Here is a 20,697-nt window from a genome sequence, read left to right on the forward strand (position 1 = left end):
GCTACGTGAGCGTCCCGACGCCGATGAGCCGCCAGCGCGCGCCGACGCGCCGGTTGATCGCTATCTGCGCGCCCTCCTCGGCGCAGACGGGCCGTTTGAGGCTCACCTCGCACTCACCGTCGCGCGCGCTCGTCACCGCGCCGACCGTCGTCGCGGTGCCGACCGTGAGCATCAGCGGCTCGCCGGTGCTGATCTCCTCGATGTCGCTCTCGCCGCTCTCGTCGTCCTCCTTGCCGACGACGCGGTCGAGGAGGTCGACTTTCATCTCGAACTCCTCGCGGGTCGGCGGGAGCGTTCCCGGTTCGCCCGCGACCTGTCCGGCGAGGGCGTCGCCCTTCGTCAGGCTCGGATCGAGCCCGGTGCCGACGCCGAGGAGGCCGCCCGGGTGGGCGGTGTCGACGTCGCGGTTGCCCGCTTGGAGCGACCGGACGGTCGTCTCCAGGGGGCGCCACTCGGTCTGGCCCTCCTCGTCGACCTCGCGGCCCGGGCGGATCTCCAGCCCGTCGCCGACCGACAGCTCGCCGCTGACCAGCGAGCCCCCGACGACGCCGCCCTTGAGGTCCTCGGCGGTCGCGCCGGGGCGGTTGATGTCGAACGAGCGGGCCGCGTACATCCGGGCGCTCTCGCCCGGGTCTCGGTCCGGCGTCGGGATCTCCGACTCGATGGCGTCGATGAGCAGGTCGAGGTTGACCTCCTGTTGAGCCGAGACGGGGACGATCGGCGCGTCCTCCGCGACGGTTCCCTCGACGAACTCTTGGATCTGCTCGTAGTTGTCGACGGCGCGGTCGCGGCCGACCAGGTCGACCTTGTTCTGCGCGATGACGATGTTCTCGATCCCGATGAGATCGAGCGCCATCAGGTGCTCTTCCGTCTGCGCCTGCGGGACGTCCTCGGTCGCGCTGACGACTAGGACCGCGCCGTCCATGATCGAGGCGCCCGAGAGCATCGTCGCCATCAGCGTCTCGTGGCCGGGGGCGTCGACGAACGACACCGTCCGGATCGGCTCGCTCTCGGAGCCGTCCTCGCACTCCTCGTCGACGGTGTAACACTCGGGCTCGTCGACGCCGGGGCAGCGTCGGAACGTCGCGTCCGCGTACCCCAGACGGATCGAGATACCGCGTTTCATTTCCTCGCTGTGCTGGTCGGTCCACGAGCCGGACAACGCCTGTACCAGCGTGGTCTTCCCGTGGTCGACGTGACCGACGAGACCGATGTTCACCTCCGGTTGTGTGTTGGCTTCAGTCACTGTTGGACCTCCTAACGGAGTAGTCTTATGCGAATTTCGCCCCGTGCGAGTGATAAAGTTGCTGTTATAGGTGCGAGAGGCGCCCGCGGGCGAGCCGACGAGGAATCGTTCAGGCTCACCGACGCGGTGCGGTGGCGCGTGCCGACGAGCAGCCGTCAGGCTGCGAGTCGCACGCGCGAGGTCGCCGGCGCATAGCGCCGGCTGCCAGAGGGACCTTCGGTCCTCGCTGGAGTCGCTGGCCCCGGAGCGAAGCGGAGGGTGCCAGCGACGAGGCTGGGGAGGTGTGAGGCTGCGGTTGCGGTGCGGGGCGGGACTCAAAGGGGCAGCCGGGAGGCGGGCGCAGGCGACGCAAGCACCGCAGGCAGCGAACGGAGTGAGCGACCGAGGAGCACAGCGAGCGTGCGCCCGCCTCCCGGCTGGGGCTTTGGCGGCGTTCTCCGCACACGCAGTAGTTCCAGCTGAACCATCGACTTCGAGTGATCCACCTTCGACGCGGCTTTACGGCTCACCCACGAACTAATGGCCCACATGGGATACGCGTGCCCCGTCTGTGACACCCCGCAGCGCGACGGCGAACACCTCGCGCACCACCTCGCGTTCACCGCGATGCTCCACGGCGGCGACCACGAGGCGTGGCTCGACGAGCGCGTCGACGACTGGAGCGAGCGCGAGCCGGCCGAACTCGCCGCCGAGGTGACGCCACACGCCGACGACGCGGAGTACGAGGAGGTGTTCGAGGACACCGTGCCCCGCGGTCGCCCGGACGTCGGGATGGGCTCGGGCGGGGACGCGGCTCCCGCAGCCCACGCTCACGACCACGAACATGACCACGGGTCCGGCCACGACCACGGCTACGCCGACCCCGCTCCCGAAGCCGGCGTCCCCGACCCCGAATCGGTCGACGATCCGACCGTCGCCGAGGCCCTCCGCGAAGCGCGAGAGATGACCAGCGGAGCGGCCGCGGACGACGGCGACGAGAACGAGGCAGACACCGCCGACGAAGACGCAACGGGCGACGCCGACCCCGACGCGTAGCGGAACGCCCTTCCCCGCCCCCGGCCAACCGCGCGTATGGAGACCAGAGGTACGTTCGCCCCCGAGACGCGCGCCGACGCGCTCGAACGCTACGAGGAGGTCGGCCCGGTCGCGCAGGCCGTCGTCCGCGAGGCGACGAAGGCGATGTCGTTCGGCGCCGACGAGTACGACGAGCGCGTCACCCCCGAGGTGATCCGGACGGCCCGCGACGCGACGTTCGCGGAGCTGCTCGCGGTCCACGTCGGCGAGGCCGACGAGTTCGACGCGTGGCTCGCGGACAGCGAGTTCGACGACGAGGACGTCGTCCGGATCGGCTCCGACAACGTCGACAACGTCGTCTGGCACCCGATCCCCTTCGCGGACACGGTGATCGCGGCGACGTATCAGGAAGAGCCCGACGCGGCGGCCAGCACCCTCCGACGCAACGCATTCGGGCGCGTCTACCGCGAGGAGTTCTACGAGTCGGGGCGGTAGCCCGGTCGACCGACACGACCGACGGAGCGGTCGCTCTTTGAAGAAACTGAAACCGCAAAATCCGAACCGTTAACGCTGCCCGAGCGGATTCGCCGTTACAGGCGACCGACGTTCTCGACGTTGACGGACTCGACGTCGTCGACCTGCGAGAACGCCTCCTCGACGGCCTCCGTGCCGCCGGCGCCGTCGGGGACGATGACGGTCGGGAGGAGCGCGACCAGCCCGAACGCGACGTCGTCGCGCTCGAAGCCGCGGATCTTCGCACCCTCGGGGAGAACCTCTTCGAGGCGGTCCTGGAGGTCGTCGAGGTCGACCTCGGGGCTGTTCGGCATGACCTTGATCTTGGCGGCGACGTCGCCCATCTTACGGCCCCCGGAAGCCGCAGTCGTGGCACTCGTAGAGGTTGCTCTGCTTCCGGCACTTCGAGCACCGGTAGATGGTGGCGCCGCAGTCCGGACAGGAGAACCGCGCGGCGTTCATGCCGGACACCTGAATTCCACAGGAGACGCACTGCGGAGTCGCTTGAGAGTCGCTCTGGCTCATACACGTACTCACCGGCCGCGACTTTTAACCGTTGTTCTTTCCGCCGGAACGCACCGTGCGCCCCGCTACCGTGCCACTCGATAAAGGCGATCCCGGCGGCCCGCGGGGTCCGTGCCGGCGCCGCCGTCGCCAGTCAGCCGATCATCAGCGGCCCGATGAGGACGCCCATCAGGTGGACGCGCCGCGCCCCGACCCGCGGCGGGACGAGTCCCAGCGCGCCCGCGACGAGGAGGACGCCGACGCCGAACGCCCCGGCGAACGCGTACGACACGATCGCGAGCAGCCCCAACACGCCGACCGAGAGCCGAGTGTAGTCGGCGTTCCCGACGATCCTGAGGTACGGGTCGCCGACGAGCACGACCAGGGCGAACCCGAAGCAGGCGGCGGTCGCGGCCGCGACGAGCAGCATCGGAAGCGCGAACGGCACGCCGGCCCGATCGATCGCGACGGTCACGCCCGTCCGCGGCGTTCCGAGCGCCACCAGCGCGAACAGTGCAAATATCGTGTTCGCCGTGCTCGCGCCGCTCGTCGCGACGACGAAGCCGCGGTCGGCGGACTCGCGCGGCACCGCGGGCATCGCGGCGACGGCGGCGATGGCGGCCGACACGCCCGGGACGTAGCCCACTACCGTGCCGGCGAGCGAGCCGGCGCCCGCGCTCGTCCCGAGGTCGCGCGCCCGCATCGCGATCCGCGGGTCGGCCTGCGGCGGGACGCCCCCGCCGCCGAGCGCGTCGACGAGGACCGGCACGCCGAACAGCCCGGCGAACAGCGGCGCGAGGACGCCACCGGTCGACAGCGGCGCCGCGGGGTCGGCATCGAGCGTCGCGAGTCCGAGCGCGGCGCTCGCGAGGAACGCGAACAGCCCGCCGACCGCGGTCCGGCGCGACGACTCGGTGAGGACGAGCAGGGCGACGACGCCTCCGAGCAGCAGCGGCAGGTGCGCCCGCAGCGTCGGGTACCACCGCACCATCAGCCACGTGATCGGGACCGCAAGCGGCACCGCGAGCGCGACCGCCAGCCCGGAACCGACCGCGGAGAGCCGGACGGCCTCGCGACCGCGGCCCGCGATCACCAACCGATGCCCGGGGAGCGCGGCGACCGCCGTCGCGGCGTCGGGCACGCCGAGCGCGAGCGCGGGCACGATGTCGAGGAAGGAGTGGACGACGCCGGCGCCGAGCATCGCGACGCCCACGAACAGCGGGTCGGCCGGCACCGACGGCGCGAACCCCGCGAGGAGCAGCGCGAAGTTGTTTGCGTGGAGCCCGGGGACCAGCCCGCTCGCTGTCCCGAGCGCGACGCCGCCGAGCAGGAACGCGAGCGCGCCCGTCGCGAACGTCGGGTCGACCACCGGCCGCACGAGCGCGTCCATCGAGGCGGGATGGTCGCGGCTCCGGACTTAATGTGTCGGGCGCCTGCGACCCTCCGCAGAATCAGTGCGATTCGAACCGAGCGCTTAGGCGTGCTGCGCCGCCTGCGACTTCTTCTGCGTGACGTAGCCCGCGATCCGGTTGCGGACGCCCTTCGACTCGACGGTCGTCAGGGCCGTGACGCTCTCCTTGTTCGTCTCGAAGTCCGTGTTGAACGAGTCGGGATACTGCTCCAACAGGAGGTTCCCGAGCTGTTTGATGTACTTGGGTTTGATGGCCATACCGAGCGGTACCGGCGGCCCGAACTAAAAGGGTTCGTTCCGCCGCGAGCGGCCGAGAACCGGAGTCGCGGCGGATCTCCGTCAGTCGGGTCCGTCACGACTCGTCCGCGCGCTCTCGCCACCCGGTGGCCTCGTCGATGCGCGCGAACGCCTCGCGCTCGGCCGGCCCGCCGCAGCGCTCCACCACGTCGGCGAAGTACTGGAGCCGCTCCAGTAGCTCGGCGGTGTCGAACCCCGGCACGTCCAGCCGCGACGCGGCCACCGTCGCGTCGACGACCGCGCCGAACCCCCGGTTTACCGTCGGGACACGCTTGGCCACGACGGCCGACTCGACCGGCGACAGCTCCCACGTCCGGATCGTGGTGTCGCCATCGGTCTCGGCTGCGACCTCCTCGGCGCGCACCTCGACCCACGCGTCGGCGCTCGGGAGGACCGGGTCGTCGACCTCGCGGACCGTCAGCGCGGCGTCGACGAACGTCCGCGGATCGACGGTGAACTGGACCACCCCGCCCCCGCGCTCGGCGAAGTTCCGCCACGTGCGGGTGCGCCCGTAGGTGCGCGCGGTGACGGGTTCTTCAGGCTCTCCGTCCGCATCGGTCTCGGGTGCGTGGAGCCCCAGCGCCGCGACGTTCCACCGGTCGTTCGGCCCGCGCGTCGTCACGACGGATTCGGTGACGCCTCGTAGCGGGACGGGCCAGCCCTCGGGCGCGACGCCGAGGTGGTCCCCTCGCTCGTCGCTCACGGCGCCACCTCCGCGCCGCGCCGGAGCGCGACGAACAGGGCCGCGCAGGTGAGGTCCGCGGTCGTGCCGGGGTTGATCCCCTCGGCGACGAACGCCTCCGCCAGCGACTCCGCGGCGTCGAGGTCGGCACCGTGGACGGCCACCGCGTCGATTGCGCCGATGTCGCCGAGCGGACCGGCCGGGTCGGACCCGTCGGCGCCGCCCGTCAACAGAGCCCTCGCCCGCCCGCTCGCCTCGTGCGCCGTCTCAGCCCCCCGCGTCGACGCGACGAGGGTGTCGGGCTCCGCGGCGAGCAGCCCGAGGAACGCCCGCGCCGCCCGGTCCGCGAGCGGCCCCTCGTCGGTCAGGATCCACTCGGCGGCGCGGAACGTCCGCGGGAATCCCTCCGTCCACTCGGCGGCGTTGCGGTCGGGGACGCGATCTGGGTCACCCGAATCGGCCGCTTCCGCCGACCCGCCCGGCTCCGCGGACAGCGCCAGCACGTCTCGCAGAGTCATTCCGCGCTCGCGGAGCGCGGGCTCGGCGTCGCTCCCGCGGCGCACGTCGAGGTCGGCCGCGCCCGGCGGCGGGTCGTCGACCGCGACGTCGACGGCCTCGAACGCGCGGTAGAACGCGACGGCGTCGTCGACGGTCGTCGCGCGACAGACCGCGTCGAGGCCGTCGGGAGCGAGTTCCCGCCCGGGATCCGCGGCCGCCCGGACCAGCGGGACCAGCAGCAGCAGACAGCCGAACTGTGTGTTCGTCCCGGCGCGCGCGGCCATCCCCTTGACGGCCTGCTCGAACGCGTCGCCGACCGCTGGGGTCTCCCCCACGACCGCCCTCCCCGCGGCCTCCTTCCCCGCCGCCAGTTCGAGACCCGGTCGCGCGCCGACTGCGCCGCCGAGGAACGCCTCGAACCGCAGGTCGTCGAGGTCGCGGCGCCGGTCGACGTTCCCGGGCTTCGGCGTGCCGGCGACCTCCACGAGGAGCGCGAGCGTCGCGTCGTCGACGGGGTCCGTCGTCGCGTCTCCCGCCGCTGGCGTCGTCGCGTTCCCCGCCGGCGGCTCGTCGCGGGTCACGGCCGCGCCTCCGGCCCCGGGCCCGCTTCGCTGCCGTCCCGGCGGAGCCGCCCGCCCCGCCATTCCTCCACCGCGTCCGCGACGCGCGCGAGGACGGGCGGGTCCTCGGTCGGGCGCCCGACGCTCACCGCGTCGGCCCCATGCGCTGCGTACTCGGCGACGGTATCAGGGCCGCGGACGCCGTTGTTGGCGACGAGCGTCAGATCGGCGAGTGCGCTCTCGTCGCCGTCTCCGCTCGCGGTCTCCTCGTCCCCGCCGGCTTTGCCGCCGACCGCGGCCGCGAGGTCCGCGATGACCGCCCCGGAATCCATCGCGTCGACGTGGAGCCAGTCTGCGCCGGCCGCGGCCGTGGTCTCCGCGACCTCGACGAGGTCGACCCCGGACACCTCGGCGCGGACCTTCACGCTCGTCGTCGCGCCCGTCTCGGCCGCGGCGGCGACGTACCGCGCGAGGCGGTCGGGCTCGCGGAGCAGCGACTCGCCGCAGCCGACCGCGCGCAGCTCCGGCTGCCGACAGTGGGCGTTGACCTCGCAGACGGCGCCGCGGTCGGCGCAGATCTCGGCGACCGCCCGGATCGGCTCCGGCGTCGCGCTCCGGACGTTGATCCCGGGGCGGACCGGCGCGTCCGCGAGCGCGTCGAGCTGGTCGGCGACGAACGCGACGGGGTCCGCCGGGAGGAACTCGGACCGGCCGCGAGCGACGAGGTCGCGGGCGGCCGCTCGGCTGGCCGGGTCGAGCGCCACCCCCCCGAGGAGTGCGACGTCGACGTGTTCGGCCGCGGCGCGCGCCCACTCGACGTCGGCGGCGCCGCTGAGGCTCGCGGCGACGAGGAAGGGCTCCCGGGTCACTCCGCCCCCTCCCGCGGCGGCGCGTCCACCGAGTTGTCGGCGACGGCCGCCAGCGCGCGTTCGCAGGCGCGAGCGACGCGTTCGGCGTCGTCCGCGCCGTCGATCCGCGTGTCGGTGCGCTCGACGTGCCGGTCCAGCCCGGTCGGGTCCGCGTCATCGAGGACGAACGCGTCCGCGAAGGGGTAGGAGTCGGCCACGCCCGTGGTCGAGGGCTCGCGGCCGACGCCCTCCATCAGGTCCGCGGCCGGGCCGGAGAACACCTTGTCACCGACGAAGGGCGAGACGGCGACCACGGGCGTCTCCCGGAGCGCGCGCTCGAAGCCGGGGAGCGCGAGCATCGGGCCGAGGCTCGTCACGGGGTTCGAGGGGCCGATCACGACCGGGTCGGCGAGGGCGTCCAGCACCGCGCCGGTCGGCTCCGCGTCGGCGGCGCCCCGGAACTCCACGTCCGCGACCGGCGGCTCGCCGCGGCGCGCGACCCAGTACTCCTGGAAGTGGAGCGTCTCGCCGCCCTCGGTGTGTACCAGCGTCGCCACCGGGTCGTCGGACATCGGGAGGAGCTCCACGTCGAGGTCGAAGGCGTCGGCGAGGACGCGGATCGCCTCGGTGAGCGACTTCCCCTCGTCGAGCAGGCTCGTTCGCGTCAGGTGGACCGCGCGGTCGCGGTCGCCGATCTCCATGAACTCGCCGACCGCGGAGAACCGCCGCCATCGGGCGATCTCTCGCCCGGCGGTCTGCGCGTCGTCGCCGAGGTATCGGGGAGAGGTCCCGAGACCGACCTCCTCGGCGAGCCGGCGCAGCTCCGCGTGGGTCGCGGTCGTGTCGCCGTCGATCCCCCACCAGGTCTCGCGGTCGAGGACGCCGCCGCCCGCGAACAGCACGGTGTCGACGTCCGGGCAGACGAGGTGCCCGCCGAGCTCGACGTCGTCGCCCGTGTTGGCGACGACCGCGGTCTCGGCCGGGTCCCACACCCGGGCCGCGCCGTCGAGGAGCTTCGGCGTGCCCGTCCCCCCGGCGAGGAAGGTTACCATACCGGCGCAAGGCGGCGCCCGGATTTGTATCCTCGCCTCCGCGGGCGACGAGGTGGACCGGGGCGAGTGTGACGGCTTTCGTGTAAACTACCGACGGCGCGTCACCGATCCTCGCGGTCGGCGCGTGCCGACGAGCGCCCGGAGGGCGCGAGTCGCACGCGCGAGGGAGTCGGCGGTCCGGAGCGAAGCGGAGGACCGCCGACGAGGCTGGGGAGGTGTGAGGTGTGGTTGCTGTGCGTTCCCGCGAGCGAAGCGAGCGGGAGCACGGAAGTCGCAGCCCGCACAGCGAAGCGAGCAGGAACGTCTTCCGGAGGGGTGGGACTCAAAGGGGCAGTCGCGAGGCGGGCGCAGGCGTTCACGAGAGCGAAGCTCTCGTGAGCCAATCAGAACGCGGAGCGTTCTGATGACGACGCAAGCACTGGAAGGAGCGAACGCAGTGAGCGACTGAAGCGCACAGCGAGCGTGCGCCCGCCTCGCGACTGGGGCTTTGGAGGTGTTAGCCGTCCTCTCCTAAGAACGCGGTTCGACGGAACATCCCTAATAGTCGACGCCGAAACGAGACCGGAAAAATACCGAGACCGATCAGACAGCGATCCACCGATAGTCGACGGGAAGCCCCCCTTACGCCAGCTCGTCGATCTTGTCGACGACGGCGTCCGCGAACTCGCTCGTCGCGAGCTTCTCGCCGCCCTCGATCTGCCGGTGGAGGTCGTAGGTGACCTTCCCGGAGGCGATGGTCTCCTCGACGGCGTCGCGCACGAGGTCCGCGGCGTCGCCCCAGCCGAGGTAGTCGAGCATCTCGCGGCCGGAGAGGATCATCGCGGTGGGGTTCACCTTGTCCTCGCCGGCGTACTTGGGCGCGGAGCCGTGGACCGGCTCGGCGAGACAGCGACCGTGGCCGCGGTTGATGCCGGGCGCGATGCCGAGGCCGCCGATCTGCGCGCCGGCGGCGTCGGACATGTAGTCGCCGTTGAGGTTCATCGTCGCGATGACGGAGTACTCGTCGGTGCGGGTCAACAGCTGCTGGAGCATGTTGTCCGCGATGCGGTCCTTGACGACGAGGGTGCCCTCGGGCTGCTCGCCGTCGTGCTCCTCCCAGAGCTGGTCCTCGGTGATGACCGCCTCGCCGTACTCGTCCTCGGCGACCTCGTAGCCCCAGTCACGGAACGCGCCTTCGGTGAACTTCATGATGTTCCCCTTGTGGACGAGCGTGACCGAGTCGCGGTCGTTCGCGAGCGCGTAGTCGACGGCCTCGCGGATGAGGCGCTTCGAGCCGAACTCGGAGATGGGCTTGACGCCGATGCCGACCGGGCCGTCGTGGATGACGTCCGGGACGTCCATGTCCTGTTCGAGGAAGTCGCGTACCTGCTCGGACTCGTCGGTGCCGGCCTCCCACTCGATGCCGGCGTAGACGTCCTCGGTGTTCTCCCGGAAGGTGACCATGTCCATCTCTTCGGGGCTCTTGACGGGGGACGGGACGCCTTCGAGGTGGTAGGTGGGGCGGACGTTCGCGAACAGGTCGAGCGTCTTGCGGAGCGCGACGTTCAGCGAGCGGAAGCCGGCGCCGACGGGGGTCGTCAGCGGGCCCTTGATCGCGACGCGGTGGTCGCGGATGGCCGAGACGGTATCCTCGGGGAGGTTCTCGTCGTACTTCTCGCGGGCGCTGGCGCCAGCGTAGACGCGCATCCACGAGATGGAGCGGCCCGTCGCCTCGGCGGCGGCGTCGAGTACCTGCTGTGCGGCCGGTCCGACGTCGGTGCCGATTCCGTCGCCGTGGATGATCGGGATGATGGGATTCGACGGCACGTTCAGCTCTCCGGTCTCCTCGTCGGCGAGCGTGATGGCTTCGCCGCCGTCGGGGACGTCGACTTTATCGTAGCTCATGAACGTTCGTGGATTCTTGTGGGCCCCTAAAGTGCCTGCCGTTTTCGGCGTGAGCGTCGCGCTCGCAGCGCTTGCCGGTTCTCTCCGCCGGTGTCCCCGCAAGTCGCTCCGCCGCCGGTCCGCGCGTCACGTCCGCGCTTCGCCGGCCGTCCGGACTCAGATCGGCTCGACCGAGACGTCGAACATCGACCGCCAGCGGTAGCGCCGCCCGCCCCAGACGAAGGTCCGGCGGGCGAGCGCGTACGCCATGAGCATGGGGGAGACGAGCGCGCCGGGCGCCGCGAGCAGGAACGTCGCGCGGCGGATCCCGAACCGGGCGTAGACCGCGCCCGCGAGCGCCGTGACGAGCGTCACCCCGGCGACCGGCGCGAGCAGACAGAGCGCGGACATCGCGACGCCGAGGCAGACGTTGAACGCGGTCGCCCGCGGCGCGTGGTACCGCGTGATCGTCAGGAAGCGCACGAACCGCTCCAGCGAGCCCCGGAACGACCCGCCGGCCCGGACGTCGCGCGTCCGGTCGACCGGCGAGACGTCGACGTGTTCGGTGAGCGTCCCGTCGTCGCTGACGGTCCGCCGGAGGTCCCGGCAGAACGCCGCCTCCCCGTCGCGGAGGTCGCCGCGTTCGAATATCACCGCACCGCCCCACGCGATCCCCGCGGTCGACACCGCGAGCGTCCCGCCGATCACGTAGGCCGGCTCGAACAGCCGGGCGAGGGGGTCGCGCCCGACGAACACCGGAACTTCCGTCGTCGGCCCCCGCTGCTCGTAGTCGGCGTCGAGCGTCGCCAGCCAGTCGGCGGGGTGGCGGAAGTCGTCGTCGGTCCAGGCGATCCGGTCGTTCGCGGCCGCCGCCATCCCGGCGGCTATCGCGTTCGCCTTCCCCGAGCAGCCCTCGGGTTCGCCGGCCATCAGGATCCGGACGCGCTCCGGCAGGTCGCCGCGCCGGTCAGCGACGGGGTCATCGGGCGAGTCGCAGATCACGAGCAGTTCGTCGGCCGCGGGGTCGGCGCCACCCTCGTCGCCGCCGAACGCCTCGGGGCCGCGGAGCTGCTCGGCCACCTCGTCGCAGGCGTCGGTCCAGCGGACGGTCGGCAGCAGGACCGACACCGGCGTCGGACTCGTCGCCGGCGCGGTCGGTTCCGGAGCGGTCACGGTCGGCGTATCGGGCGATCAGAACATAAACGTCCGCGATCGGTTCCGTCCGCGGTCGACTCCAGATCCCTCGCTCACGCCGCCGAACAGGAGCGCGTGCCGAGTTCGTCCGCCCGCGTCTCGCCGCTATTCACGTCGACTCCAACCGCCGAGACGGTGACGGACCGGATCGGCTCGTCCTCCGCGTCCGCGAACCCCGCCGCGCGGTCGCAGAGGTGCGCGAGCAGCGGGTCGACGCGGTCGCGGTCGGGGTCGTCCGCGAGCAGCGCGAGGAACTTCCGCCAGCGCGCGGTCGGGTAGGCGCGCGCGTCCGAGGGCGGTCGGTCGCGAGCGACGCGGTCGCCGTACAGGGCGTCGATCCGCCCGCCGTCGGCGGTCGTCGCGGTCGTCAGCACCAGCGCGTCGGTCGCAGGGGGACTCGGCGCGAACATGTCCCAGCCGCCCTCGGTCGGGTCCGACACCGCGGCGACCGCCTCGGGCGTCTCGACGAACCCGAGCGCCATCCCGTTCCACGCGACGAGCGCGACGAGGAGGACCGCGGCGACGACCGGGGCCGCGGCCGCGACCCGGTCGCGGACGGCTCGGATCGAGCCACCGCTGGTCGAGCCACCGGCGCCCGTGGCGCCCACGGGCGCAAACCGACGCGCTGCGTCGCCCCCGAGGCGGTCGGCCGCCGGAGCGACCGCACGCTCGACGCGGTCCCAGACGAACGGCGGGAAGAAGGGCAGCAGCGCGGTCGCAGAGACGAGGGGGAACACGCCGATCTGGAGGGTGAGCGCCATCGAGAGATGCGCCGCGAGGAGCGTCCCGGCGAGCGCCGCCCGGACGCGGCCGGCGGCCGCGACGAGCAGCGGCGAGGCGACGACGAGTGCGAGCCAGCCGTACGTGGCGGCCGCGAGCAGCGGCGACCAGTCGGGTACGAGGCCGCCGAGCGGGCCGTGGAGGTAGGTGAGCCGGAAGACGAGCCCGACCGCTTCGCCCGCGGGCCACGCGGTCCCGCGGAGCTTCACGACCGCGTTCGAGACGTACACGACGACGACGGCCGTCAGGAGGAGCGCCGTGGCGGGGCCGGCGACGCGGTCGGTCGTGCCGGCGACGCGGTCTGTCGTGCCGTCGCCCGTCGGTTCCGGCGACTCCGCACCGCGGCGCCGGACGGCGTCGACCGACCAGCGGGCGCCGAGCGGACACAGCAGTCCGGCGCCGAGCAGGTAGAGGAGCAGGGTGTCCCCGGCGTTGAGGACGAGGGGATTCCGCGCCTGAAGCGACGCGAGCAGGACCAGCGAGACCGCGGTCGCGGCGCGAGTCCGGTAGCCGACAGCGAGCGCGGCCGCCGCGACGCCCGCGGCGACGAACAGCGCCGCAACGGCCAGCGACGCGCCCGAAACGGCGTGGAGCGAGAGCCGGGCGGCGAGCGGGTACGCCTCGGCGAGCGTCGAGCGCGGCAGGGCGCCGGCGTCCGCGTAGAACGCCGTCAGGTTCCGCGCGCGGAGCGCGAGGTCGGCGATGAGGACGGCCCCGAGGGCGACCCGGAACGCGGCCAGCGCGCGCGGGTCGATCCCGAGGCGGCGGCGGAGCGCGGCGCGGAGCCGGGGGACCTCGCTGAACCCGGAGTCGGGGCCCGCGGCGTCGGCGATCGTCACGGTGCCCGCGGATCGCCCGGGGGCGGGAATAGGTCTTGCGGCGCCGGGCCGTCGGCCGGTCGGCCCCAGCGGTCGCCGCCGGCTCCCGGGCGCTTATGTGGCCGCCGCGGGAGCCTCCGGTATGCGAGTCATCGTCCACGGCGGCGCCGGCGGTGCGCCGGACGACCCGGAGCCCAGACAGGCGGTCCTCGACGACGCGGCCGCGCGCGGCGCCGCGAGCGAGACGCCGCTCGACGCGGTCGAGTCCGCCGCCGGCGTCCTCGAATCGGACCCCCGGTTCAACGCGGGCGTCGGCGGCGCGGTCCAGTCCGACGGCGTCGTCCGCACCGACGCCGGCGTGATGACCTCCGACCGCGAGGTCGGGGCGGCCTGCTCGATGCCCGGCGTCGAACACGCGGCGAGCGTCGCCCGCGCCGTCTGCGAAGAGACGCCGCATATCTTCGTCTCGGGCGATCACGCGGTCGAACTCGCGGCGGAGTTCGGCGTCGAGACCGGCGTCGACCTCCGCACCGACGAGACGCGCGAGCGGTACGAGGCGGAGGATCCGCCGCGGGGCGGCCCCCGCGAGCACCTCGACTGGCTCGCCTCCCGCTTCGGCTCCGGCGACGACCAGGCGGGCGGCGGATCTGGAGACGCGGACGACGGGGAGGACGCGGGAGCGGACGAGTCGGGCCGCGCCCCGGACCACGACACGGTCGGCGCGGTCGCGACCGACGCCGAGGCGTTCGCGGCGGTCACCTCCACGGGGGGCCGCTCGTTCGCGCTCGCCGGGCGCGTCGGCGACGTGCCGCAGGTCGGGTCGGGGTTCTTCTGTACCGAGGCGGGCGGCGCGAGCGCGACGGGCGCCGGCGAGGACATCGCGCGCGTGACGCTCTCGCGGCGCGCCGTCGACCTCCTCGACGAGGGCTTGGACGCGCAGGTCGCGGCCGACCGCGCCATAGCCGAGTTCGAGGAGATAACCGGGTCCGGCGCTGGCGTGATCGTCCTCGGCGACGAGGAAGCCGGAAGCGCGTTCAACACCGAGGGGATGCAGACGAGCGTCGCCGAGCGGTAATCGACGGCGCGGAGGGCGGTCTTGAAGCCGAATCGGCTTCGGCGATCGGTGACGACGGTGCTCCGCCCGCTATTCGAGTTCGGCTTCGAGCGTCGGGTTGCGGTTCGTCGTGGGGATGTCGGAGTCGACGAGGGCCTCGCACGCGCCGACGAACTCGTTGTCGCCGGCCTCGCCGCAGAGGACGTGCGTCCCCCCTTCGGTGGTGATGTAGACGTCGATCACGTCGCGGTCCGTGTGCGAGAGGAAGTCGTAGGTCGCGTTCCAGCCGCCGATCGCGAAGAGAGAGAGGAACGCCGCGAACGCGATCTCGACCCGAGAGGTTACGCCTCCGAGGGAGACGAGGGCGATCGCTCCGGCGGTGAGGACCAGCGAGAGGACGAGGAAGCACAGGCCGAGGAACGTGTGCCGGTGGAGGGACCTGTTCCGCTCGAACGCGACGCCGGTGGCGTCGTCCACGGGGATGGAAACGGGCGGCCCCCCGGACGGCCGGGTGTACGTGAGCTCCCCGTCGGACCCGGAGAACGAAACTGTTCTGTCGCTGTCAATGACGTACTCGTCGAGGTGTGCTTCCGTTGTGAAATCCATGGGNGTACGTGAGCTCCCCGTCGGACCCGGAGAACGAAACTGTTCTGTCGCTGTCAATGACGTACTCGTCGAGGTGTGCTTCCGTTGTGAAATCCATGGGAGCGCCGGGCGTGGGAATGACGTATTCGCGTCGCTCGATATGTAGGTTATGGTACCTTTGTGCGTTCGTGTCGGCGACGAACCGCGTTCTCCGACGCGAGACCGTCGCCGCTTACCCGAGCCGCTCGTCGAGGATGAGCCGCGTCTTCGTCGACTTGACCTCGTCCATCTCTCGGGCCTGCGTGATCAGTTCGTTGACCGCGCGCGTGTCGACGGCGTCGACGACGAGGACGACGTCCTCTTCGCCGGACACCTGCCAGACGAAGTCGACCTCCTCCCACTCCTTCATCCGCTGGCCGACCGCGTCGGTGTTGACGTTCATCTCCACCGATATCTCGATCATCGCCTTCACGTTGCCGGTGCGGGTGGTGACCGTGAACCGCTCGATCACGCCCTCGTCGGTCATGCGGTCGACGCGGTTGCGCACGGTCCCCTCGGAGGTCCCTACCCGGTCCGCGATCTCCGTGTACGGGGTCCGCGCGTCCCGTCGCAGGATCGAGAGGATCCGTCGGTCGAGGTCGTCCATACCGGTCCGTCTCTCCCCCGCCGCCTTACCCGTTACGAATATCGTAACGAACCTTCGAACGACGCATTTATTATCCTTTGCGCGTACGTTTCTCGTAATGTCGGACGCCTACATCGCGCTGGCCGACGGTCGCGTGCTCGAAGCGCGCGCTCGTGCGCCGGGGCGGACCCGCGGCGAACTGGTGTTCACGACCGCGTACACCGGCTACGAGGAGTCGCTCACCGACCCCTCCTACGCCGAGCAGATCCTCACCTTCTCGTACCCCCTCATCGGGAACTACGGCGTCCGAAGCGAGCGGTTCGAGTCCGACTCGGTCCAGCCCCGCGCGGCGATCGCCCGCGAGCTGACCGACGACGTCGCCGACTGGCTCGCCGAAGAGGGCGTGCCGGCCGTCGACCACGTCGACACCCGCGAGATAGTCACCACCGTCCGCGAGGAGGGCGCGATGGCCTGCGGGATCGCCGCCGGGCCGGACGCGACCCCCGAGGACGCGGTGGCGGAGATGGAGGCGTGCGAGCCGATGAGCGACCACGTCGACATCGGCGCGCAGGTCTCGGTCGCGGAGCCGACCGTCCACGAGGGCGGGGGCGACGTCGACGTCGCGATGCTCGACTGCGGCGCGAAGGGATCGATCATCTCCTCGCTCACCGAGCGCGGCGCGGACGTCCACGTCCTCCCGTACGACGCGACCGCCGAGGACGTGGCCGCCGTCGACCCCGACGTCCTCTTCGTCTCGAACGGTCCGGGCGACCCGGAGAACTTCGTCGCGGCCCAAGCGGTCGTCGACGAGTTCGCGGGCGACCTCCCGATGGCCGGTATCTGCCTCGGCCAGCAGGTGATCACCAGCGCGCTCGGCGGCTCGACCGAGAAGATGGCGTTCGGTCACCGCGGCGTCAACCAGCCGGTGAAGGACCTCCGCACGGACAAGGTCGTGATGACCACCCAGAACCACGGCTACACGGTCGACGACACCGGCCCGCTGGAGGTGACGCAGGTGAACGTCAACGACGACACCGTCGAGGGGCTCGACAGCGAGGAGCTGGAGGTCATCACCCGCCAGTACCACCCCGAGGCGAACCCCGGCCCCCACGACTCGCTCGGCTTCTTCGACGAGGTGCTCGACCTCGCGACCTCGTCGCGTCGAGTCGCGGCCGACTGAGCTGGCGTCCCGCGGTCCCCGCCCTCCGCGACTCCGCCGCCCTCCGACTGACCACTCGGAGTACCACCCGGCCGGCGTCTGTGACGCTTGGCCCCCACTCGCTTTTTCCGTCCGCATCCGCTCCCCCTCTCACCCCAGACCGGCGACGTTTTCTCCCGTCCCCTCGCACGGTGAGGCATGCCAACCGAGATCCTGCTCACCAACGACGACGGGATCGACGCCGTCGGGCTCCGGGCGCTCGCGGACGCGCTCTCCCGCGACTACGACGTGACGGTCGTCGCGCCCGCGACGAACCAGTCCGGCGTCGGCGGCGCGCGCTCGTGGTGGGACACGACGGTCGACTACACCGAGACGGACCGCGGCTACGCGGTCGAGGGGACCCCCGCGGACTGCGTCGCAGTCGCGGACGTGGCGCTCGGGCTCGACCCCGACGTCGTCGTCTCCGGCTGTAACCACGGCCCGAACATCGGCGCGCACATCCTCGGGCAGTCCGGCACCGTCGGCGCCGCGATGGAGGCCTCCTTCCTCGGCACGCCCGCGATCGCGGTCTCGCTGTACGACCGCGGGAACCTCCCCGTGCCACCGACGCTGGACAACGGCGACTTCGCGGTCGCCGGCGAGGTCGTCGTCGACCTGCTCGGTCGGATGGACGATGGACGGCTCCCGTTCGGCGCCGACGTGCTGAACGTCAACGTCCCGGCCGCGGACGACGAGTCGGCGGAGAACCCGACGTACCGGCTGACCGAGCCAGCGCGCGGCTTCGACGTGATCGAGTTCCGCCCGGGTGAGGAGGGGCCGGACGAGGAGAACGTCCCCGAGGGCTGGGAGTTCGGCGAGCGGCGCGGCGAGATGGGGATGGAGCTACGCGACCGCTTCTGGCGGGAGTTCCTGCGCGGAAACGTTGCGGACGATCCCGGCTCGGACCGCCGCGCGGCCGTCGAGGGCGAGGTGAGCATCTCGCCGCTGTCGAGCTCTCGATCGGTCGCGGGCGAGAAGGCGGGCGACCTCGTCGAGCCGGCTCGGGGCGTGGAGACCGGAGCCGACTGACGCGCGCGGCGCCGGCGACAGACGACCGATCTCAGCGGCGGCGGGACCGCAGTTGACTGCCGGCGAACTCTCCCGCGAGCCGGCTGAGGTACCACACGACCACGAGCCCGAGACAGAATCCGACGCCGGCCGCGGCCAAGAGCTGTATCGGTGACGGATCCAACTGGAGGGCGATAAGCGGCGGCGAGGCCGTGACGATCGCGAGCAGCACGAGCTTGACCTTCCGGTTCCCGGCATCCCGCTCCGCCTCGGAGATGGGTCCTACCACCGCGATCCCCCCGACTTTCTTTCGACGACCGCCGACGCGTCGCTCATACCCGCTCCACGCTCCGGGCGACCATCAAGGCGACGAACCGAACCCGTTCGCTCGGGAGTGACGACGCGCCGCTGCGGCGACGGACCGAAATATTCCGCTCCGGGAGTTGAAAAGCGTCTCGACCGTTCACGGCCGTCTCGGGCCAAGATCGCCGTGAACGGTCTGGGTCGTTTAAGCCCGTCCGAGCGCTCGTGTCGAGTGCCCCTACCCGCCGTCTCGGGTCGCCGCGGCGCGTCGCGGCGGCCGTCGTCCGCGGCGGCTCCTCACCGACGCGGCGAGCCCGGGACTCGCCCCTCCCCGCCGTTTCGCGGCGTTTTTGACCCGACCCCGACAAGCGAGTAGCATGGACGACGAACTCCGCGAGCGCGTCGCGGCGGCCGGCGAGGCCGCGGCGCTCTTCAACGCGCTCAAACACGGCAGCGACCCGGACGTGGGCGCGATCATGGGCCCGATCATGGGCGAGAACCCCGAGTTCCGCCCGCACGGCGACGAGATTCCGGGCGTCCTCGCGCCGGTCCTCGACGAGGTCGGCGAGATGGACGAGGCGACGCGTCGGGAGCGGCTCGGCGAGCTCGCCCCCGAGAAGCTCGCGGAGCTCGAGGCCGACGACGAGGACGACGACCGCGTCCTCCCCGACCTCCCGAACGCCGAGGCGGGCGAGGTCGTGATGCGCGCCGCGCCGAACCCGAACGGCCCGTGGCACGTCGGCCACGCGCGCATGCCCGCCGTCATCGGGACGTACAAGGAGCGCTACGACGGCGAGTTCATCTGTCGGTTCGACGACACCGACCCCGAGACGAAGCGCCCCGACCTGGACGCGTACGACGCCATCTTGGAGGACATCGAGTACCTCGGCTTCGAGCCGGACCGCGTGCTGAAAGCCTCCGACCGGCTGGAGACGTACTACGACCACGCCCGCGAGCTGATCGACCTCGGCGGCGCGTACACCTGCTCCTGTTCCGGCGAAGAGTTCTCCGAGCTGAAGAACGCGGGCGAGGCGTGCCCCCACCGCGAGAAGGACGCCGAGACGGTCCGCGAGGAGTTCGAGTCCATGGTCGACGGCGAGTACGGCTCCGGCGAGATGGTCCTCCGGGTGCGCACCGACATCGAACACAAGAACCCCGCGCTGCGCGACTGGGTCGCCTTCCGGATGATCGACACGCCGCACCCGCGCGAGGAGGCCGCAGAGTACCGCTGCTGGCCAATGCTCGACTTCCAGTCCGGCGTCGACGACCACCTCACGGGCGTTACGCACATCATCCGCGGCATCGACCTGCAGGACTCCGCGAAGCGCCAGCGGTTCGTCTACGACTACTTCGACTGGGAGTACCCCGAGGTGCTCCACTGGGGCCACGTCCAGGTCGACGAGTACGACGTGAAACTCTCCACGTCGACGATCAAGCGACTCATCGAGGACGGCGAGCTGACGGGCTGGGACGACCCGCGCGCGCCGACCATCCAGTCGATGCGCCGCCGCGGGATTCAGGGGCAGGCGCTCGTCGACTCGATGACCGAACTCGGGATGTCCACTTCCGACGTCGACCTCGCGATGTCCTCCGTCTACGCCAACAACCGCGACCTGGTCGACGACGCGGCGAATCGCTACTTCTTCGTCCGCGACCGCGACGACGACCCCGCCGTGGAGCTCCCGGTCGTCGACGGCGACGCGCCCGCGCCCGACGCGGGTCACCCGCAGTTCCACCCCGACCACCCGGACCGCGGCGAGCGAGAGGTGCCCGCCGGCCGGGTGGTCGTCGAGTCTTCTGACCTCCCGAGCGGGGGCGAGCGCGTCTGGCTGAAGGGGTACGGCTGCGTCCGGTACGACGGTAACGAGTTCGCGGCCCTCGACGCCGACATCGAGGTCGTCCGCGAGGGCGACGTGGACGTGATCCACTGGGTCCCGGCCGCGGAGGGGCTCGACACGCTCCTCCGGACCGTCGACGGCGACGTGCGGGGGATCGCGGAGCCCGCCCTCGCCGACGTCGACCCCGACACGGTCGTCCAGTTCGTACGCGTCGGCTTCGCCCGGATCGACGGGTTCGACCCCGGTGCGACCGACGAGGCGGACGGGCCGAACGGTTCCGAGGACCTGCTGGCGTACTACGCGCATCCGTAGTCGGCGTTCGACATCCCGGGCGGGCAGAGTGCGACCGACCGAATTTGTTCGTCGGGGAATTTAAACCCGCGACCGGCGAAGCGGGGGCAACGATGGCCATCGACTCGAACTTCGAAGTGAACCGCGAGCGGGTCGGCGAGGAGGACGGCGTCGCCGTCTGGGGTCCCGTCGAGCCGCCGGAGAAGCAGGGAATACGCGGCACGCACGTCGCGGTCGACTTCGACATCTGTCTCGCCGACGGCGCCTGCCTGGAGGACTGTCCGGTCGACGTGTTCGAGTGGACCGACACCCCCGGCCACCCCGAGTCCGAGCGGAAGGCGAACCCCGCCGACGAGGACCAGTGTATCGACTGTATGCTCTGCGTGGACGTTTGTCCCGTGGATGCGATCGACGTCGATCCCGGGCGCGAAAATCGGTTATAATCGGCTGTACATAGTCGTTTTCGACGCGGTGAGGTCTCTGTCGGTCGAGTTCTCGTGTTCTGATTGATTGAC

At 71.7% G+C, this 20,697-nt stretch carries 22 protein-coding genes; 7 read left to right on the forward strand and 15 right to left on the reverse strand.

The features are described 5' to 3' along the window. Position 1: 1 nt before the first annotated feature. Complete coding sequence (locus C463_RS03740; protein ID WP_008441187.1) at positions 2 to 1,246, reverse strand: translation initiation factor IF-2 subunit gamma; 1,245 nt, start codon at positions 1,244 to 1,246, stop codon at positions 2 to 4. A gap of 528 nt (positions 1,247 to 1,774) precedes the next feature. Between C463_RS03740 and C463_RS03745 the strand changes: the two genes are divergently transcribed. Together C463_RS03745 and C463_RS03750 are read left to right on the forward strand one after the other, a co-directional pair. Beyond that, complete coding sequence (locus C463_RS03745; protein ID WP_008441188.1) at positions 1,775 to 2,281, forward strand: DUF5810 domain-containing protein; 507 nt, start codon at positions 1,775 to 1,777, stop codon at positions 2,279 to 2,281. Positions 2,282 to 2,317: 36 nt separating this feature from the next. Next, positions 2,318 to 2,755 (forward strand): DUF5809 family protein, encoded by a 438-nt coding sequence (locus C463_RS03750; RefSeq protein ID WP_008441197.1) that lies wholly within the window; start codon positions 2,318 to 2,320, stop codon positions 2,753 to 2,755. Positions 2,756 to 2,850: 95 nt separating this feature from the next. Here the strand turns inward: C463_RS03750 and C463_RS03755 are convergent, their stop codons facing one another. The 11 genes from C463_RS03755 to C463_RS03805 all read right to left on the reverse strand — a co-directional run bounded on the left by C463_RS03755 (position 2,851) and on the right by C463_RS03805 (position 13,301). Then, a complete protein-coding gene (locus C463_RS03755; RefSeq protein ID WP_008441198.1) occupies positions 2,851 to 3,117 on the reverse strand; it encodes an elongation factor 1-beta in 267 nt (88 codons plus the stop codon). 1 nt (position 3,118) lies between these two features. Further along, entirely contained in the window at positions 3,119 to 3,298 is a 180-nt protein-coding gene (locus C463_RS03760; RefSeq protein ID WP_004597303.1) for an HVO_2753 family zinc finger protein, read from the reverse strand. Between the two features lie 133 nt (positions 3,299 to 3,431). After that, positions 3,432 to 4,667, reverse strand: coding sequence for a tripartite tricarboxylate transporter permease (locus tag C463_RS03765; protein WP_008441199.1), 1,236 nt, complete (start codon positions 4,665 to 4,667; stop codon positions 3,432 to 3,434). An 84-nt stretch (positions 4,668 to 4,751) separates the two neighbouring features. Continuing rightward, positions 4,752 to 4,946 carry a 30S ribosomal protein S17e gene (locus C463_RS03770; protein ID WP_008441200.1) on the reverse strand — a complete coding sequence of 65 codons (195 nt, stop codon included), beginning with the start codon at positions 4,944 to 4,946 and terminating at the stop codon, positions 4,752 to 4,754. Between the two features lie 94 nt (positions 4,947 to 5,040). After that, positions 5,041 to 5,688: a DUF447 domain-containing protein gene (locus tag C463_RS03775; protein ID WP_008441203.1), complete on the reverse strand. Its 648-nt coding sequence runs from the start codon at positions 5,686 to 5,688 to the stop codon at positions 5,041 to 5,043. Continuing rightward, positions 5,685 to 6,746, reverse strand: coding sequence for a triphosphoribosyl-dephospho-CoA synthase (locus C463_RS03780; RefSeq protein ID WP_239638844.1), 1,062 nt, complete (start codon positions 6,744 to 6,746; stop codon positions 5,685 to 5,687). The genes C463_RS03775 and C463_RS03780 overlap by 4 nt, the downstream gene beginning before the upstream one ends. Next, positions 6,743 to 7,594 (reverse strand): dihydropyrimidine dehydrogenase, encoded by an 852-nt coding sequence (locus tag C463_RS03785; RefSeq protein ID WP_008441207.1) that lies wholly within the window; start codon positions 7,592 to 7,594, stop codon positions 6,743 to 6,745. The genes C463_RS03780 and C463_RS03785 overlap by 4 nt, the downstream gene beginning before the upstream one ends. Then, the gene (gene cofD / locus C463_RS03790) at positions 7,591 to 8,625 is read right to left on the reverse strand and encodes a 2-phospho-L-lactate transferase (protein ID WP_008441208.1); all 1,035 of its coding nucleotides are present in this window, start codon (positions 8,623 to 8,625) and stop codon (positions 7,591 to 7,593) included. The genes C463_RS03785 and cofD overlap by 4 nt, the downstream gene beginning before the upstream one ends. 621 nt (positions 8,626 to 9,246) lie before the next feature. Continuing rightward, positions 9,247 to 10,509 (reverse strand): isocitrate dehydrogenase (NADP(+)), encoded by a 1,263-nt coding sequence (gene icd / locus C463_RS03795; protein WP_008441210.1) that lies wholly within the window; start codon positions 10,507 to 10,509, stop codon positions 9,247 to 9,249. A 156-nt stretch (positions 10,510 to 10,665) separates the two neighbouring features. Then, positions 10,666 to 11,661 (reverse strand): glycosyltransferase, encoded by a 996-nt coding sequence (locus tag C463_RS03800; RefSeq protein WP_008441211.1) that lies wholly within the window; start codon positions 11,659 to 11,661, stop codon positions 10,666 to 10,668. Between the two features lie 74 nt (positions 11,662 to 11,735). Continuing rightward, entirely contained in the window at positions 11,736 to 13,301 is a 1,566-nt protein-coding gene (locus C463_RS03805; protein ID WP_008441212.1) for an HTTM domain-containing protein, read from the reverse strand. Positions 13,302 to 13,422: 121 nt separating this feature from the next. On the opposite strand from C463_RS03805, the gene C463_RS03810 reads away from it, so the two are divergent. Next, positions 13,423 to 14,355 (forward strand): isoaspartyl peptidase/L-asparaginase, encoded by a 933-nt coding sequence (locus tag C463_RS03810; RefSeq protein WP_008441213.1) that lies wholly within the window; start codon positions 13,423 to 13,425, stop codon positions 14,353 to 14,355. Positions 14,356 to 14,424: 69 nt separating this feature from the next. Here the strand turns inward: C463_RS03810 and C463_RS03815 are convergent, their stop codons facing one another. Together C463_RS03815 and C463_RS03820 are read right to left on the reverse strand one after the other, a co-directional pair. Further along, positions 14,425 to 14,940 carry a hypothetical protein gene (locus C463_RS03815; protein ID WP_008441214.1) on the reverse strand — a complete coding sequence of 172 codons (516 nt, stop codon included), beginning with the start codon at positions 14,938 to 14,940 and terminating at the stop codon, positions 14,425 to 14,427. Between the two features lie 211 nt (positions 14,941 to 15,151). Continuing rightward, a complete protein-coding gene (locus tag C463_RS03820) occupies positions 15,152 to 15,565 on the reverse strand; it encodes an Lrp/AsnC family transcriptional regulator (RefSeq protein WP_008441215.1) in 414 nt (137 codons plus the stop codon). Between the two features lie 97 nt (positions 15,566 to 15,662). Between C463_RS03820 and carA the strand changes: the two genes are divergently transcribed. Next, the gene (gene carA, locus C463_RS03825; protein WP_008441216.1) at positions 15,663 to 16,724 is read left to right on the forward strand and encodes a glutamine-hydrolyzing carbamoyl-phosphate synthase small subunit; all 1,062 of its coding nucleotides are present in this window, start codon (positions 15,663 to 15,665) and stop codon (positions 16,722 to 16,724) included. A gap of 177 nt (positions 16,725 to 16,901) precedes the next feature. Beyond that, entirely contained in the window at positions 16,902 to 17,771 is an 870-nt protein-coding gene (surE, locus tag C463_RS03830) for a 5'/3'-nucleotidase SurE (protein ID WP_008441218.1), read from the forward strand. 31 nt (positions 17,772 to 17,802) lie between these two features. Here surE and C463_RS03835 read toward each other — a convergent pair whose 3' ends face one another. Further along, the gene (locus tag C463_RS03835; protein ID WP_008441220.1) at positions 17,803 to 18,039 is read right to left on the reverse strand and encodes a hypothetical protein; all 237 of its coding nucleotides are present in this window, start codon (positions 18,037 to 18,039) and stop codon (positions 17,803 to 17,805) included. Between the two features lie 391 nt (positions 18,040 to 18,430). Here C463_RS03835 and C463_RS03840 point away from each other — a divergent pair, with 391 nt between their 5' ends. Both C463_RS03840 and C463_RS03845 read left to right on the forward strand, forming a co-directional pair. Then, positions 18,431 to 20,203 carry a glutamate--tRNA ligase gene (locus C463_RS03840; protein WP_008441222.1) on the forward strand — a complete coding sequence of 591 codons (1,773 nt, stop codon included), beginning with the start codon at positions 18,431 to 18,433 and terminating at the stop codon, positions 20,201 to 20,203. A gap of 92 nt (positions 20,204 to 20,295) precedes the next feature. Continuing rightward, positions 20,296 to 20,625: a 4Fe-4S dicluster domain-containing protein gene (locus tag C463_RS03845; RefSeq protein ID WP_004597287.1), complete on the forward strand. Its 330-nt coding sequence runs from the start codon at positions 20,296 to 20,298 to the stop codon at positions 20,623 to 20,625. Positions 20,626 to 20,697: the final 72 nt, after the last annotated feature.

The sequence above is a fragment of the Halorubrum californiense DSM 19288 genome, from assembly GCF_000336875.1.
GTDB lineage: Archaea > Halobacteriota > Halobacteria > Halobacteriales > Haloferacaceae > Halorubrum > Halorubrum californiense.

Coding starts and splice junctions, on each gene's coding strand:
- surE (WP_008441218.1), top strand. CDS start 16,902: ATGCCAACCGAGATCCTGCTCACCAACGACGACGGGATCGACGCCGTC.
- carA (WP_008441216.1), top strand. CDS start 15,663: ATGTCGGACGCCTACATCGCGCTGGCCGACGGTCGCGTGCTCGAAGCG.
- C463_RS03745 (WP_008441188.1), top strand. CDS start 1,775: ATGGGATACGCGTGCCCCGTCTGTGACACCCCGCAGCGCGACGGCGAA.
- C463_RS03770 (WP_008441200.1), bottom strand. CDS start 4,946: ATGGCCATCAAACCCAAGTACATCAAACAGCTCGGGAACCTCCTGTTG.
- C463_RS03815 (WP_008441214.1), bottom strand. CDS start 14,940: ATGGATTTCACAACGGAAGCACACCTCGACGAGTACGTCATTGACAGC.
- cofD (WP_008441208.1), bottom strand. CDS start 8,625: ATGGTAACCTTCCTCGCCGGGGGGACGGGCACGCCGAAGCTCCTCGAC.
- C463_RS03755 (WP_008441198.1), bottom strand. CDS start 3,117: ATGGGCGACGTCGCCGCCAAGATCAAGGTCATGCCGAACAGCCCCGAG.
- C463_RS03750 (WP_008441197.1), top strand. CDS start 2,318: ATGGAGACCAGAGGTACGTTCGCCCCCGAGACGCGCGCCGACGCGCTC.
- C463_RS03765 (WP_008441199.1), bottom strand. CDS start 4,667: ATGGACGCGCTCGTGCGGCCGGTGGTCGACCCGACGTTCGCGACGGGC.
- C463_RS03760 (WP_004597303.1), bottom strand. CDS start 3,298: ATGAGCCAGAGCGACTCTCAAGCGACTCCGCAGTGCGTCTCCTGTGGA.
- C463_RS03845 (WP_004597287.1), top strand. CDS start 20,296: ATGGCCATCGACTCGAACTTCGAAGTGAACCGCGAGCGGGTCGGCGAG.
- C463_RS03810 (WP_008441213.1), top strand. CDS start 13,423: ATGCGAGTCATCGTCCACGGCGGCGCCGGCGGTGCGCCGGACGACCCG.
- C463_RS03820 (WP_008441215.1), bottom strand. CDS start 15,565: ATGGACGACCTCGACCGACGGATCCTCTCGATCCTGCGACGGGACGCG.
- icd (WP_008441210.1), bottom strand. CDS start 10,509: ATGAGCTACGATAAAGTCGACGTCCCCGACGGCGGCGAAGCCATCACG.
- C463_RS03840 (WP_008441222.1), top strand. CDS start 18,431: ATGGACGACGAACTCCGCGAGCGCGTCGCGGCGGCCGGCGAGGCCGCG.